This window comes from Microbacterium sp. VKM Ac-2923 (assembly GCF_022815605.1).
Taxonomy (GTDB): domain Bacteria; phylum Actinomycetota; class Actinomycetes; order Actinomycetales; family Microbacteriaceae; genus Microbacterium.
Genome location: NZ_JALGRP010000001.1, coordinates 18,729 through 33,614 on the forward strand (window position 1 = coordinate 18,729; position 14,886 = coordinate 33,614).

The window sequence follows — 14,886 nt, forward strand, 5'->3', positions numbered from 1 at the left end:
CGCGATGTGGGACAAGGTCGGCGGGGAACCCGCGAATGCCGCTGCGATTAGGCTGAGCGGGTGCCCGACGCCTCTGCCCTCACCCGCGCCGAATCGCTCATCGCCAGCATCCCGGACTACCCGAAGCCCGGGATCGTGTTCCGGGACATCACGCCTCTTCTGATGGATGCCGCGGCGCTGCGCACCGTCGTCGAGGCGCTCGTCGAGCCCTTCGCCGGTCGGTTCGACGCCGTCGCGGGCGTGGAGGCGCGCGGGTTCCTGCTCGCGGGAGCCGCCGCCATGGTCGCGAATGTGGGGCTCATGCCGATCCGCAAGGCCGGGAAGCTGCCCCGACCGGCCGCTCGCGTCGAGTACGACCTCGAGTACGGCTCCGCGAGCATCGAGATGCACGACGACCACGCCGCCGGCGCCCGCGTGCTGCTGCTCGACGATGTGCTCGCGACGGGTGGAACCCTCGCCGCCGGCCGCGAGCTGCTGCAGACGGTGGGCAGTGAGGTCGTCGGCATCGCGACGCTGCTCGAGATCGATGGCCTCGGCGGCCGCTATGTGCTCGGCGGCGACGTGCACGCGGTCTTTCACGTCTGAGCTTCGGTCCTGTCGGGGGGTGACGCGCTCCGCGGCGCCCGCTCGCGCGGTGTCCCCGCGGCCGCACCCCGCGCCAGATTCGGCGCGGCCCCGCACACCTGCGCCGTAGCCCGAGGCCCCGCACAGCTGCGCTGTAGCCCGTGGCCCCGCACACCTGCGCTGTGGCCCGAGGCCCCGAACACCTGCGCCGTAGCCCGAGGCCCCGCACACCGCGCAAGGCCCGGTACCGCAGACGCCGCATCGCGGCTCTCGCGAGACGAGTCGAGTGTCCACGAAACCCGGACGAAGCGACTTCTCGTCCGGGTGTTCCGGACACCCGACCAGCCTCAGCGGCCCGCACCCACCCCCGCGCGCCGCGCCACGCGCACCGACGCCACGGCCTCCGCCACCGCTCCCGCGACCCGGTCGGTCTGCCGCAGGGAGAGGGCGTTCGAGCGGGGGCGGGTGAACGCTCCGGCTTCCATGCCCGAGGTGAAGGGGCCGAGCGCGAACAGCGCCGCGCGCGGGATGCCGTCGCGAGCGATGACGCGGCCGTCGGGGTCGACATCGATCCGGCCGAGCGAACCGGTGAAGGTGTCGTCGGCGACGTGCACCTCGCGGCCGTGCCGCGTCGCGAGTTCGCGCAGCGCGGGGTTCTCGCTTGCGGCAGCGCCGCTGCCCGGGAGCCAGGCGTCGACGAGGGACGTGGTGACCACCTCGCCCGGAACCCGAGCAGAGGATGCCACGAAGCGGCCCTCTACGATCCGCACGGTGACGTCGGGCCCGAGGAAGCGCAGGACGCCCGCGTCGGCGAGGGCGACGATCTCCTCGAGGCGGTGCGCGGGGGGACCCGAGGCGACGTAGCTGAAGAACGTGTGCCAGGTCACGGGGAGGTCGGTGGCCCGCGACCGCGCGCTCCAGCGCTCGGTGGGGATGTCGGACAGCGCCAGGAACGACAGCAGGATCGTGATGAACAGCGCCTGCGCGGTGCTGCGTTCCTGGGTCGTGCGCAGGTGCAGGTCGTCGAGGACGTGCCGGCGGACGCGCTGGTGCACTTCGGCCGCATCGGCGAACGTCTCGGTGCCGAGCGGCACGTCGAGGGCGGGCACGTCGAAGCGGTCGAGGGGGTCGGGCACGACGGCGGCGACCGCGCGACGGAGGGCGGCGGTGTCGCCGTCGACCTCGCGCAGGGTCGCGCGGAAGTCCTCCCACGTCGTCGTGACCCGGTCGGGGTGACCGGTGAACAGCTCGCGATAGTGCCCCCAGACGAGCTCGCGCGCGACCAGCGGCCAGACGTCGTCGAGGAAGTCGAGGGTGCCCGGCCGCGCGAGAAGCTTCGCGATGGCAGCCGGGGTCAGCACCTCACGGATCGGCGGGTCGCCCTGCACCTCCGACGACACCTTGGAGCGGTACGGCACTCCGCGGCGCGAGCCCAGGTGCAGCCGCGGTTCCCGTCCCGAGGGCTCGTACCGCAGCGCGCCCTCCGCCGAGCGGGTGAAGCGGCCGCCGCGTCCTTCGGCCAGGAGCACGACGGCATCCACGGCGGCCAGGCCCATTCCGCGCACGATCACATCGTCGCCCGGGCCGAGAACCGACAGATCGGCATCGGACGTGAACGACGGGGGCACGTACGTCAGGCCGGCGTGGGCCGACGCGGCGAGCAGCCGGCGGGTCTCGCCGTCGGGCTCGCGCCCGTTGTGGCCCAGGGCGTAGACGACGACGTCGGCGGGCAGGCGGATGCCGTCGGCCAGCGCCACCTCGTACCCGTCGACCGTGTCGTCGACCCACTGCACGGCGCCGCGGTGCCACTGCACCTCGACGCCCGGGGGCGCGATCGCGACCGTGCGCCGCCAGAACCAGTCGAGGTACACGCTCTGCAGCCTGCGCGTGGGGAAGCTGTCCCCGCGCAGCGCCCGCAGCTCGGCATCCAGGTCGGGGTCGGCGATGTCGACGTCGGGCAGGGTTCCCTCGCGGACGCGCTCGGCCCACTCGATGAGCGAGGGGCCCGAACGCACGGGGCCGGCGATCGTGCAGGTCTCGTCGGTGAAGACGGTGACGTCGCGCGCCATCGAGTTGAGCTTGAGCAGCGGAGACTGCTCGCGCCGCCAGATGCGTCCGGCGCCGGGTGGGTGCGGGTCGACGAGGGTGACGTGCAGCTTTGGAGCCGCAGCCCTGGTGCGGCGGGCGAGCAGGCGCTCGACGAGCATCACGGCGCGCGGCCCCGCGCCGACGATGACGAGCCGCGTCGCCCGGTCGCTCATCGCGCGGAGGCCGTCGCGGTGTCGAGCGCGGGGAGCGACCCGGGGCCGGAAGGAGCGTCCGCGACCACCGACGGCAACCCGAGCAGGTCGTGCAGCGTCGCACCGTCGTCGTAAGAACGGCGGTACGACCCGCGCTCCTGCAGCAGCGGCACGACCTTCTCGGTGAAGGCGTCGAGGCCGTGCGGGGTGACGTGTCCGACGACGGTGAAGCCGTCGGTCGCGCGCTCCTGGACGTAGCGGTCGATCTCGGATGCCACGTGCTCCGGCGTCCCGACGAAGGTGTGCGTCGCGGTCAGGCGGACGACGAGCTCGCGGATGCTGAGATTCTCGGCGGTCGCCTGCGCGCGCAGCTGCCCGACGCGGGAGCGGATCGCCGCGTGCCGGCCGGCGAAGCCCTGCGCGGTCTCGACGCCCGTGTCGGGTTCGATGTCGGGCAGTGGACCGTCGGCGTCGTAGCCGCTGAGGTCGCGGTTCCAGATCTGCTCCAGGTAGGTGATCGCGGTCTGCGGGCGCACCTGGGCGAGGGCGATCTCGCGCGAGTGCTCGCGGGCTTCGGCTGCGGTGTCGCCGAGCACGAAGGTCGCCGCGGGCAGGATCTTCAGCGAGTCCTCGTCGCGGCCGTGCGCGGCGAGACGCCCCTTCACGTCGCGGTAGAACTGCTGCGCGTCGGAGAACTCGGTGTGCATCGAGAAGATCACGTCGGCGTGCGCGCCGGCGAAGTCGCGGCCGTCGGGGGAGTCGCCGGCCTGCACGATCACGGGCCGGCCCTGCGGGGAGCGGGGGACGTCGAACACCGCGTCGACGTCGAACAACCGCGTCTCGTGCCGTACCCGCGCGATGGCGTCGTCGCGCAGGAACGCTCCGGTCTCGGCATCCGCCACGATCGCGTCGTCGCGCCACGACGACCACAGCGCTTTCGAGAGCTCGGCGAACTCGGAGGCCCGCACGTACCGGCCGGCGTGGTCGAGGTAGCCGCCGCGGCGGAAGTTCGCGCCGTGGAACGCGTCGGAACTGGTCACGGCGTTCCACCCCGCGCGGCCGCCCGAGAGCAGGTCGAGGGTGCCCAGCTGGCGCGCGAGCTCGTACGGCTCGTTGAACGTCGTGTTCAGCGTGCCGACCAGGCCGATGTGCTCGGTGACGGCGGCCAGGGCGGTGAGGATCGCGAGGGTGTTCGGGCGTCCCGCCACGTCGAGGTCGTGCAACTGTCCGCGGTGCTCGCGCAGCCGCAGCCCCTCGGCGAGGAACAGGTAGTCGAAGAAGCCACGCTCGGCGGTGCGGGCGAAGTGCTCGAACGACGAGAAGTCGATCTGGCTGCCCGCGGCCGGGTCGGTCCAGACGGTCGTGTTGTTCACCCCGGGGAAGTGGGCGGCGAGATGGATCTGGCGGCGGGTCATGCGCCGACCTCCTGACGGGCGTAACGGCTGGCGAGGCGCGGGAGACCGACGCGTTCGCGGAGGGTGGGAGCGCCGTCGTCGGGGAGCAGGATGCCGGCACTCGCGGCGCGCGGCACGACCCGGTCGGCGATGGCGTCGAGGTCGGCCGGAAGGCGGGCGGGTCGCAGGCGCACGCCGTCGACGCCGGCTTCGGCGAGGGCGCGGATCTCGTCGACGACATCGTCGGCGGTACCCACGACCACCCGGGCGTCGGTGGTGAGCGGCGCGCGATCCTGCAGGCGGTTCCACACCGCGTAGGCCTCGGCCCGCGTCTCTTCGACGAGCACGAGCAGGTCAGCGAACACGCGCATGGGTTCGTCGCGCGTCCCGTCGGCGAGTTCGCTCAGGATGCCGCCGACCGCGGCCGCGTCGCGAGGCGTGATGAACACGAGGTCGGCGTGCTCCGCGGCGAAACGGTAGGGGATCGTCTGATGCGCGAGGGCGGTGACGAGGGGCTGACCCTGAGGGGAGCGCGGCACGATCGAGGCGCCGGTGATCGAGAAGAACTCGCCCTCGAAGGCGACGTTGTGCACGCGCTCCCGGTCGAGGAACTTTCCCGATTCGAGATCGCGCACGATCGCGTCGTCCTCCCACGAGTCGGCGAGTCGACGGATGACGTCGGCGACCTCGCCGGCCTCGCGGAAGGCGGCGAGCAGCGCGGGGTCGTCTTCGACGCGGCCGGATGCCGGGAATCCTGTGGGCCCGTCGGTGCGGCGTCCGAAGTTCGCGCGTTCCTGCGGCGTCGAGCCCGCGACGAGCCGCACGCCCGCGCGTCCGCGGCTGGCGTGGTCGAGGGTCTGCAGTCCCGTGGCGAGGTGGAAGGGCTCCGGGTGCGCGGTGGTCGCCGTCGGCACGAGGCCGATGCGGCGCGTGACCGGGGCCAGGAACGACGCCAGCAGCATGGCGTCGAGGCGTCCGCGGACGCGGTCGCGCCGGGTTTCGGCATCCGTTTCGAGGGTGCGACCACCGAGGCTCAGCGCGTCTTCGATCGTTGCGAGCAGCAGGCCCGCGCCGTCGGCCGTGCGGGCGAGGTCGCGCCAGTACGAAGCCGAGGTCAGTTCGGTCGGGCGGGCGGTGGACTCGCGCCAGGCGGCCGGATGCCAGCCGGCGCCGTCGAATGCGACGGCGAGGTGGATGCGATCGGGCATCGGAGACATCCCTTCGCGGCGGGCCGGTCCCGCCGAGAGGCCCACTGTGCCGCCGCGGTCGTGCGGGCACAATCGCGGCCGTCATACAGTGCCGCGAGGCGTCATTGTTACGGCGTGCCGCCGAGTGCGCTCTGGGCGCGGAGGCACGTGGTGCCGCGGGCGCGCGTGCCGCGGGCGCGCAGCGGGTCGGCCGCATCCCCCACTTGAGTGTCCACGACACCCGGACGCCGCGAATTTTCGTCCGGGTGTTGTGGACACTCAACAAGTCGCGAGGCCTGACGCGCGAGGCGGGAGGTGCGAGCCGCCGCGTCTGAACGACGACGCCATCGACGCCGACCGACTCGCTGCCGACGCCAGCGCCGAGGGCGTCGAGTATCAGCGAGGGTCGTTCTTCACGTCGGGCCCGGGGACGGATGCCGCGCGCCGCCTGCGCCTCGCCTGCGCCTCGCCTACGGCGACACGGGCGAGGCGCAGCTGCGGGAGGCGGCGGCGCGGCTGGGCCGGGCGGTGGCGCGGCAGGGGTGAGGCGTGTCCCTTCCGCGCGGTGATGCCCGCGGGTTCGACGCGGCGGTCGGGGTCGCCGGCGGTCGCGGTCGGGGTCGCCGGGTGGTGCGCGCGAGGTCAGGGATGTGCGCATTGTCAGCCCAGATTCGCGGATGCGGGCTGAGGTTGGGCGAATCGCTGAGGTTGTGCCCGCGAGGCGGTCGCGCCCGCGCCCGCCGGCGGGGCCTGCGCCCGCCGCTGGCGCCCGTGCGTGCCCGCCGGCAGCGCTGTGCGTGAGGTCAGGGATTCGCGTGGGGACAGTCCAGATTCGCGGATGCCGGCTGAGGTTGTGCGAATCGCTGAGGTTGTGCACGCCTGGGGGTCGCGCCGGCGCCCGCCGGCGGCGCCCGTGCCCGCCGGTGGCGCTGCGCGTAAGGTCAGGGATTTGCGTGAGGTCAGTGAGTTTCGCGGGTTTCGGGCTGAGGTTGTGCGAATCGCTGAGGTTGCGCCCGCCGCCACCCCGACCCCGCCGCGCCGCGCCGCCGCGCGGTCGCCACCGATGACCGCCCCACATCGCCGTGCGGCCGATCAGCCTCCCGGCGTCCACCCCAGCAGCGGTCCCAACCGCCCCGCGATGTCCTCGAGGATCTGCGCGTAGTCGTCGGGCTCGAGGGCGAACGGCAGGGCGAAGGCCACCTCGTCGACCTGGCCGAACGCGCGAGTCGCGTGCAGCTGCTCGGCGATCTGATCGGACGTACCGACGAGGTCGGCGGCGAACAGCATCCCGCGCGGACCCTGGGGGATGCCGACGCGCCCGCGCCGCGACTCGGCATAGGCCGCGTACCGCCGACGCTGGTCGGGTGTGGCGGTGTCGGTCGGCACCACGACGAGGCCCTGCGACACCCGGGCGTTCTCGCCGTCGGGGTGCGTCTCGCGGTACAGCCGGATCTGCGCGTCCTGCTCGGTGTCGAAGTCGGTCGTCGTCGTCGACTGGATGACACTGCTGGTGAGCAGGTGGAAGCCGTTCTCGGCCGCCCAGGTCGTGGATGCCGGACTCCCGGCGCCGTACCAGAGCCGGTCGGAAAGACCCGCCGCGTGCGGTTCGACGCGCTCGGAGTACTCCTCGATGCCCTCGGTGCCCGCGAAGGGGCTGACCTGGTCGCCGGCGAGGAAACGGCGCAGGCGCCCGAGACGCTCGTACCCGAACTCCTCGTGCTCGGCCGTGTCGGGGTAGAGCGCCGGCGCGATCTCGTCGAGGCGCCGGGGCGGACCGACCGAGAAGCCCGGCTCCAGCCGCCCGCCGCTGAGCACATCGACTGTCGCGAGGTCTTCCGCGAGGCGCAGCGGGTTCTCCCACCCGAGCGGGATGACGGCGGTCCCGAGGCGGATACGGCTCGTGCGCTGGGATGCCGCGGCCAGCACCGCGACGGGGGAGGAGATGCCGTACTGCAGGTGCCGGTCGCGCAGCCACGCGCTGTCGAAGCCGAGACGCTCGCCGCGCTGGATGATCGACAGGGTCGTCTCGTGCCCGGCGCGCGGGTTCTCGCGGTCGAAGAGGCCGATGGTCAGGAAGCCGAGGGAGCGGAGAGGCCGGGTCACACCGGTCACGCTAACCGGATGCCGGGATCGACTGTCGCCTGTCGTCACTCGCCGTCACAGCAACGTGTGTTGTGTCACTTCGTCTCGTTCGGATGGCTCGTATGAACCTGCTCGAGCCACACAGTGCGTTCTTCGACGTAGAACCAGACGCGAGCGCCGCCCTTGAGGGTGGGCTTGTGCTGCCAGCGCTCATGCGTCACGTTCCCGCGGACGATGGTTCCCAGCTCGCCCCTCAGCTGATAATTCGTCGGCGTCGTCGTAAGCGGAGTGCGGGTGAGGAAGTCCCAGGTGTCGGCCATGGCGTTCCTGATCGTGGCGACGAGGTCCAGCCAACCGCGACGGGCATCCGTCGTGGCGAAGCGCACCTCGAACTCTGTCTTCTTCGGTGGGCGGGGAACGTTTTCGCCCTTCCTGGATGCCGCCATGCTCAGGGGCGCTCGACCGTCTCGCCGTCGTCGAGCCACTCGACCCGGGCGTCACCGAGCCCCGCGGCCACGGCCACCGCGGTCTCTCTCCACGAGGTCAACTCGGCGAGCGCGAGGTGCGGTTGATCGGTCGCGAACGAAGCCCTCGCGGCGTCCACGAGATCGTTGGCGCACTGCTCGCGGTCGGTTGCTGTCAGTGCGAGCATCCACGGGAACGACTTCGCCATGCGGTCGGGCAATGACCCCTCGTCGTCGAGGGTCACCGTGATGAGCTGGGCCGCGAAATTCAGCAACTGTGCCCGCCCGTGCGCCTCGCGTTGGGTCATGAGCACCAGTGACTCGCCATCACGTCGAGTGACGGTCACGGGATGAGTCTCGGCTTCGGCGAAGACTTCGGCCGAGTGCTTACTCAGGTCGGAAGAGCGTCGGGTGTGAGGAGGGAGCGCTGCGGTGAGGGGCACACTCGCAGTCTATTCGGAACGTGTTCGGAAGTCGAGACGTTCCTGCTCAGGCCGGCGTCCGCACCGCGGCGAACTGATTCCGCCGCCGCAACGCGAACCCGAGCCGCTCGTACGCCGCGATCGCGCCGACGTTCGTCGCCGCCGCGTGCAGCAGGGCGCGGTCGCCGCGCTGCTGGATGTGGAAGGCCACATCGAGCACGAGACGTGAGGCGAGGCCCTGGCGTCGGTGGTCGGCATCCACCGCGACGGCGCTGATCTCGGTCCATCCAGTGGGGTGCAGGCGCTCGCCGGCCATGGACACCAGACGCCCCTCGCGACGGATGCCGATGTACCGGCCGAGCTCGTAGGTGCGGGGCCGGAAGGGCCCGGGCTGATTGCGGTCGACGATCGCGATCATGTCGGCCGCGTCGTCGGCATCCAGTTCGATCGCCTCCTCGTCGGGACGCGTCTGCAGCGCGTCGGTCTCGACGAGCTGCACGCCCTCGCCGCCGCCGAGGAACTCCCAGCCCTCGGGGATCCCGCCCTCATAACCCGACAGGCCGACGTCGGCGCCCGGTCCGACGAGGTCGCGCAGGGCGTCCCACACTCCGGGCTCGTCCCACGTGCGCACCGCGACGAAGGGGGCGACGTCAGCGGGATAGCGGCGCACGAGATCGCCGCCGATCGCGAACGACGCGTGCGGGCCTGCCAAGGAATGCCAGGCGGCGTTGTCGAGGACGGTGGCGTCGGCGTGGGGGATGTCGAGGGTCGGGGCGGAGGTCACCGGGACACTCTGCGCCGGTCCTTGCTCGCGCGCAACGTCGGGCGGCCGCACCCGCCATTCGATGACGGCGTGTGAAGCACCACGACGGTTGATGACGGCTGACGTCACCGCGTGTCGCCGGACTCGCGGCGGGAGGTGCGACGGTCGCATTCTCGGTGCACGATCCGGACGACCCGAAGGAGCATCCCATGACCGCACCGCACCCCCTCCACCTCGGCGTCGCCCTCGACGGTGCCGGATGGCATCCCGCCGCGTGGCGCGAGCCCTCGTCGCGGCCGGCCGACCTGTTCACCGCCGACTACTGGGTCGACCTCGTGCGCACCGCCGAGCGAGCGGGCCTGGACTTCGTCACGATCGAGGATTCCCTCGCGCTGCAGTCCGAGCGGTTCCTCGCCGGCGATGAGCGCACCGATGAGGTGCGCGGCCGGCTCGACGCCGTGCTGATCGCCTCGCGCGTCGCGCCCCTCACCGAGCGCATCGGACTGATCCCGGTGGCAACGCTGACCCACACCGAGCCGTTCCACGTCTCGACGGCGGTCGCCACGCTCGACTACGTGAGCGAGGGGCGCGCCGGGTTCCAGGCCAAGGTCTCGGCCCGCGCCGACGAGGCAGCCCACGTGGGGCGGCGCGCCCATCCGGGCGACGTCGCCGTGGACGATCCCGCCTTCCGGTCGTTCGTCGACGACGCGTTCGACGAGGCCGCCGACGCGGTCGAGGTCGTGCGCCGGCTCTGGGACAGCTGGGAGGACGACGCCGAGATCCGCGACGCCGCCACCGACCGATTCCTGGATGCCGACAAGGTGCACCGCATCGACTTCGAGGGCCGCTTCTTCTCGGTGCGCGGTCCCTCGATCACCCCGCGTCCGCCGCAGGGGCAGCCCGTCGTCGCGGCCCTCGCGCACGCCGAGGTGCCGTATCGCCTGGCCGCACGTGCCGCAGACCTCGTCTTCGTCACGCCGACCGACGTCCCTCACGCGCACGCGATCCTCGCCGAGGTGCACGATGCCGAGAGGGCGGTGGGCCGCGAGGGTGAACCCCTGCGCGTCATCGCCGACCTCGTGGTGCTGCTCGACGCGCCGGACGAGACGGCCGAGTCACGGCTCGCCCGCCTCGACGCCCTCGGCCGACCGCTCGTCTCCGATGCGCGGATCGTCGCGGGCTCGGCATCCACCGTCGCCGACGTGATCGCCGACCTCGCCGCCGCCGGCGTCGACGGGGTGCGCCTGCGTCCGGGCGTCGCCACCGACGACCTGCCCCGCATCGCTGACGACCTCGTTCCGGAACTTCGTCGCCGGGGCCTCGCCGAACCCACGACGCGCGCCACTCTTCGGGGCCGCCTGGGCCTCACCGAGGGGCTCCCCAGTCGCTACGCCGCCCCGGTCGCCTGAAAGGACCAGACACCATGACCACGCGCAAGCAGATCATCCTCGCCGCCTACGTGGGCGGCGTCAACGAACACACCGCCTGGGAGCACCCGGATGCCGGGAGCCAGATCGCGTTCTCGACCTTCCGCCATGTCGCGCAGACCGCCGAACGCGGACGTTTCGACTACTTCTTCCTGGCCGAGGGACTCGCCCTGCGCGCCCGCGACGGGCGGATCTTCGACCACGACATCGCCGGACGTCCCGACACGCTGTCGGTGCTCGCAGCTCTCGCCGCCGTCACCGAACACCTGGGCCTGGTCGGCACCCTCAACGCCACCTTCAACGAGCCGTACGAGCTGGCGCGGCAGATCGCCAGCCTCGACCACCTCTCGGGCGGGCGGGCGGGATGGAACGTCGTCACCTCGTTCGACGCGTATACGGGCGCGAACTTCCGTCGGGGCGGGTTCCTCCCGCACGCCGACCGGTACGTTCGTGCCGAGGAGACGGTCGCCACGATCCGCGAACTGTGGGACTCGTGGGCGACCGACGCGATCGCGGCCGACAAGGAGGCCGGGGTCTTCCTCCGGGATGCCGACGCGGGGGCGTTCACGCACCACGGCGCGCAGTTCGACATCGAGGGACGCTTCACCGTGTCGCGCAGTCCGCAGGGCCGGCCGGTCATCATGCAGGCGGGAGTGTCGCCGCAGGGGCGGGACTTCGCGGCATCCACCGCCGACGCGATCTTCTCGCCCTACTCGAGCCTCGCCGAGGGCAAGGCGTTCTTCGCCGACATCAAGGAGCGGGCGGCGCGCTTCGGGCGCAATCCCGATCACGTGAAGATCCTGCCGTCGGCGGGCTTCGTCCTCGGCGACACCCGCGCCGAGGCCGAGGACAAGGCGCGTCGCATCCTCGAGCAGCAGCTGAGCGACCGCACCATCCAGGTGACGTTCGAGCAGGTGTGGAACCGCGACCTGTCGGCCTACGATCTCGACGGGCCACTGCCCGACATCGATCCCGACCCCGAGGCGCCGACGTTCATCCAGGGGCGTGCGTTCATCTTCCAGGATCGCTTCCAGACGGTGCGCGGCTGGCGCGACCTCGCCGAAGAGCGGGGGCTCACCCTGCGCGGACTCGCCCGTACCGTGGCCCGCGGTCCGCAGTACATCGGAACCCCCACGCAGGTCGCCGATCAGCTCGACGCGTTCGTGCAGGAGGACGGAGCCGACGGCGTCGTGCTCGGCTCGCACATCGTGCCCTCCGGTCTCGACGAGTTCGTCGACCGCGTGGTTCCGTTGCTGCAGGAGCGCGGCTCGCTGCGCACCGAGTACGAGGGCACCACGCTCCGCGAGAACCTCGGCCTTCCCGTTCCGACCCCGGATGCCGCGCTCACGGCATCCCTCGTCTGAGCACACCCCCGACCGACGGATGCCGCGCCCCGGCGCCGTCCCCCACTTCACCCGCGAAACGAGGAAACGATGACCGCGCACGACACCTTCACCCACGACTGGGACCAGTGGCACCTCCGGCACGAGCAGCGCCGTGCTGATCCGCACGGGTTCCTCGCCGTCACGGGTCTGTACTGGCTCGGGGAGCGGGCCGCCGGCATCCCGGGCCTGCCGGGGAGATGGTCGACGGGTGGCGACGGACCGGTCGTGGAGCTCGCCGACGGCGAGTCGCTCGAGGTCGCGGGTGTGGCGGTGTCGGGCCGTCACGCCTTCGGCCCGCTGGCCGAACGCGGGGGCGAGACCGTGGGCTTCGACGGGGGCGTGATCGAGGTGGCACGGCGTGGGGGCCGCGACATCGTGCGCCCCCGTCGGTCCGATGCGCCGTTCCTCGCGCAGTACACCGGGACGCCGACGTATCCCGCTGACGCGCGGTGGCGGGTCGAGGCGCGCTTCGTCGCCTTCGCCACCCCCCGACCGCACGAGGTCGGCGCTGCCGTCGACGGGCTCGTGCACGTCTACGACGCGCCGGGATACCTGGAGTTCTCGTTCGACGGCGACACGCACCGCCTCGTCGCGTTCCCCGGTCACGGCCCGGACGACCTGCTCGTGCTGTTCACCGACGCCACCAGCGGAGTTACGACGTACGCCGCGAACCGGTCGATCACGGTGGCCGCACCGGATGCCGAGGGCCGCACGACCCTCGACTTCACTCGCGCGACGAACCTGCCCTGCGCGTACACCGATTTCGCCACCTGCCCGCTGCCCCCGGCCGAGAACCGCCTGCCGTTCGCGGTCGAGGCGGGGGAGAAGATCCCGCACGCGCGCGTGGCGGGCGAGATCACCGCCGCCGGCATCGTCGCACCGCGCACCGCGTGAGGCCCACGGCCGCGACGAGCACCGGGCCATACCCCGCCGTGTTACCCGCGGTTTCCGGCTCCGCGGGCGAGCTCGAGGGTCGGCGGGATACTGGCCGGATGACGGCGGTGGACAACGCGTGGACGATCGAACGGGTCGACTGGCACGATGAGCGGGCCGTGGTTCTGCGCGCCGCGATGGACGAGGACATCGGTCCGCGCTACGCCGACGCGTTCGCCGCGTTCGACGGCGAGACGAGGGCCGTTCTCGCCGAGGACTTCGCGGTCGATCCCGCCACGATCGTCGACGTGATCCTGGTGCACGACGCGTCGGGTGACCCGGTCGGCCACGCGGCCCTGCGGGCGCTTGGCGACGAACTCGAGGTGAAGCGGGTGTTCGTCAAGCGCCGAGCCCGCGGACAGGGCGCGAGCCGGGCTCTCATGGCCGAGCTCGAGCGCGTCGGCGCGGACCGCGGCGCAACCCGCCTGATCCTGCAGACGGGCGACCGTCAGCCCGAGGCCATCGCGCTGTACGAGCGCATCGGGTATCACCGCATCGACACGTTCGCGCCCTACGTCCGGTTCCCCGCCTCGCGGTGCTTCGCGAAGCCGCTGGTCGTGACGTCGTCGATCGCGACCTCGTCGGTCGCGTCGCCGACCGCCGCGGAGCCGGCGCTGGCCGAGCCGTTGCCTGCGGTGCCGGCGCTGGCCGAGCCGTTGCCTGCGGAGCCGGCGCTGGCCGCGCCGATGCCCGCCGAGCCGTCCGCCGCGGAGCTGCAGCCCGCCGAGCCGTCCGCCGCGACGCCGTCCGCCCCGGCCCCCGTATGACCGACGAGATCCTCGACGTCGCCGTCGTCGGCGCCGGCGCGATGGGGGCGGCCACGGCGTGGCATCTCGCCCGCGCAGGCCGTTCCGTGACCGTCCTCGAGCAGTTCGAGCCCGGGCACGTGCGAGGGGCCTCGCACGGCGCCTCGCGCAACTTCAACGTCGCGTACACCGAGCCCGAGTACCTCGCCTGGCTGCGCGATGCGCGCGTTCTCTGGCACGAGCTCGAGTCCGAGGCCGGCGTCGCGCTCCTCGAGACCACCGGCATCGTCACGCACGGCGCCGGGCGCGACCTCGCCGCCGCGACCGAGGCGATCGCCGCGGGCGGGTTCGACGCCGAGCTTCTCGATGCGTCCGCTGCCTCGGCGCGGTGGCCCGGCCTGCGCTTCGCCGGTCCCGTGCTGCACACCCCCGGGGCCGGACGCCTGGATGCCGACGCCTCGGTCGCCGCGTTCCTGGCCGGCGCCGCGGCATCCGGTGCGCGTGTCCATTGGCGCACCGCGGTGTCGGAGGTCGAGGTGAACGGCGACGACGACGTGCGGTTCACCGTGACGGATGCCGAGGGGCCCCGTCGCGTTCGTGCCCGTCGGCTCGTGTGCACGGCGGGGGCCTGGACGGCGAAGACGCTCGCGACGGTTCGCGGCGTACGCCTCCCCGCGCTGCGGGTGACGCAGGAACAGCCGGCGCACTTCCGCCCACGCGACCCCGCGAGCGTCTGGCCCGGCTTCAACCACCATCCCGACTCCACCGACCCGGCGACGGCGTGGTTCCGCGCGCCGGTCTACGGGATGCTCACCCCCGGCCAAGGGGTCAAAGCCGGGTGGCACGCGGCCGGACCCGAGGTCGACCCCGACCACCGCAGCTTCGTCCCCGACCCCGCGCTGACCTCGGCCCTCGTCCGCTACGCCCACGAGTGGCTTCCCGGGGTGGATGCCACGACCTTCAGCGAGATCACCTGCACCTACACCTCGACCGTCGACGCCCGCTTCGTGCTCGATCGAGTCGGACCGGTCGTCGTGGGCGCGGGCTTCTCCGGCCACGGCTTCAAGTTCACGCCGGTGGTGGGGCGGATGCTCGCGGCCCTGGCGTCGCGCTGAGAACTCCTCGACGCGGGGTTCGAGCCGCGAGAAGACGCGGGGTTCGGGGCGCGAGAAGTCGCAGCGCTCGAGTCGCGGAGGTCGAGGCACCGGAAGTCGCCGAAGGTTCGGGGCGCGGAATGTGCAATGGGGCGGGTGGCGACCGCCCCACTGCACATTTCTCG

General features: G+C 72.5%; 13 protein-coding genes. 6 read left to right on the forward strand and 7 right to left on the reverse strand.

Annotated elements, in window-relative coordinates:
• Positions 1 to 60 precede the first annotated feature (60 nt).
• Positions 61 to 585: an adenine phosphoribosyltransferase gene (locus MT347_RS00060; protein ID WP_243497023.1), complete on the forward strand. Its 525-nt coding sequence runs from the start codon at positions 61 to 63 to the stop codon at positions 583 to 585.
• A gap of 326 nt (positions 586 to 911) precedes the next feature.
• Here MT347_RS00060 and MT347_RS00065 read toward each other — a convergent pair whose 3' ends face one another.
• The 7 genes from MT347_RS00065 to MT347_RS00095 form a co-directional block, all read right to left on the reverse strand.
• Positions 912 to 2,825 (reverse strand): FAD/NAD(P)-binding domain-containing protein, encoded by a 1,914-nt coding sequence (locus MT347_RS00065; RefSeq protein ID WP_243497024.1) that lies wholly within the window; start codon positions 2,823 to 2,825, stop codon positions 912 to 914.
• Positions 2,822 to 4,219, reverse strand: coding sequence for an NtaA/DmoA family FMN-dependent monooxygenase (locus MT347_RS00070; RefSeq protein ID WP_243497025.1), 1,398 nt, complete (start codon positions 4,217 to 4,219; stop codon positions 2,822 to 2,824). The genes MT347_RS00065 and MT347_RS00070 overlap by 4 nt, the downstream gene beginning before the upstream one ends.
• On the reverse strand, positions 4,216 to 5,406 hold the full coding sequence (locus MT347_RS00075) for an LLM class flavin-dependent oxidoreductase (RefSeq protein ID WP_243497026.1): 1,191 nt from the start codon (positions 5,404 to 5,406) through the stop codon (positions 4,216 to 4,218). The genes MT347_RS00070 and MT347_RS00075 overlap by 4 nt, the downstream gene beginning before the upstream one ends.
• Before the next feature lie 1,071 nt (positions 5,407 to 6,477).
• The gene (locus MT347_RS00080) at positions 6,478 to 7,497 is read right to left on the reverse strand and encodes an LLM class flavin-dependent oxidoreductase (RefSeq protein WP_243497027.1); all 1,020 of its coding nucleotides are present in this window, start codon (positions 7,495 to 7,497) and stop codon (positions 6,478 to 6,480) included.
• Between the two features lie 65 nt (positions 7,498 to 7,562).
• The gene (locus MT347_RS00085; RefSeq protein ID WP_243497029.1) at positions 7,563 to 7,913 is read right to left on the reverse strand and encodes a hypothetical protein; all 351 of its coding nucleotides are present in this window, start codon (positions 7,911 to 7,913) and stop codon (positions 7,563 to 7,565) included.
• Positions 7,914 to 7,915: 2 nt separating this feature from the next.
• Complete coding sequence (locus MT347_RS00090; protein WP_243497030.1) at positions 7,916 to 8,374, reverse strand: prevent-host-death protein; 459 nt, start codon at positions 8,372 to 8,374, stop codon at positions 7,916 to 7,918.
• Between the two features lie 46 nt (positions 8,375 to 8,420).
• Positions 8,421 to 9,137: a GNAT family N-acetyltransferase gene (locus MT347_RS00095; RefSeq protein WP_243497031.1), complete on the reverse strand. Its 717-nt coding sequence runs from the start codon at positions 9,135 to 9,137 to the stop codon at positions 8,421 to 8,423.
• Between the two features lie 188 nt (positions 9,138 to 9,325).
• On the opposite strand from MT347_RS00095, the gene MT347_RS00100 reads away from it, so the two are divergent.
• From MT347_RS00100 to MT347_RS00120, 5 genes are all read left to right on the forward strand, one after another.
• A complete protein-coding gene (locus tag MT347_RS00100; RefSeq protein ID WP_243497033.1) occupies positions 9,326 to 10,525 on the forward strand; it encodes an LLM class flavin-dependent oxidoreductase in 1,200 nt (399 codons plus the stop codon).
• Positions 10,526 to 10,539: 14 nt separating this feature from the next.
• Positions 10,540 to 11,907: an NtaA/DmoA family FMN-dependent monooxygenase gene (locus MT347_RS00105; protein ID WP_243497034.1), complete on the forward strand. Its 1,368-nt coding sequence runs from the start codon at positions 10,540 to 10,542 to the stop codon at positions 11,905 to 11,907.
• Between the two features lie 69 nt (positions 11,908 to 11,976).
• On the forward strand, positions 11,977 to 12,822 hold the full coding sequence (locus MT347_RS00110) for a DUF1684 domain-containing protein (RefSeq protein ID WP_243497035.1): 846 nt from the start codon (positions 11,977 to 11,979) through the stop codon (positions 12,820 to 12,822).
• A gap of 98 nt (positions 12,823 to 12,920) precedes the next feature.
• Positions 12,921 to 13,628 (forward strand): GNAT family N-acetyltransferase, encoded by a 708-nt coding sequence (locus MT347_RS00115; RefSeq protein ID WP_243497038.1) that lies wholly within the window; start codon positions 12,921 to 12,923, stop codon positions 13,626 to 13,628.
• Complete coding sequence (locus MT347_RS00120; protein ID WP_243497040.1) at positions 13,625 to 14,722, forward strand: FAD-dependent oxidoreductase; 1,098 nt, start codon at positions 13,625 to 13,627, stop codon at positions 14,720 to 14,722. The genes MT347_RS00115 and MT347_RS00120 overlap by 4 nt, the downstream gene beginning before the upstream one ends.
• The last annotated feature ends 164 nt before the right edge of the window (positions 14,723 to 14,886 follow it).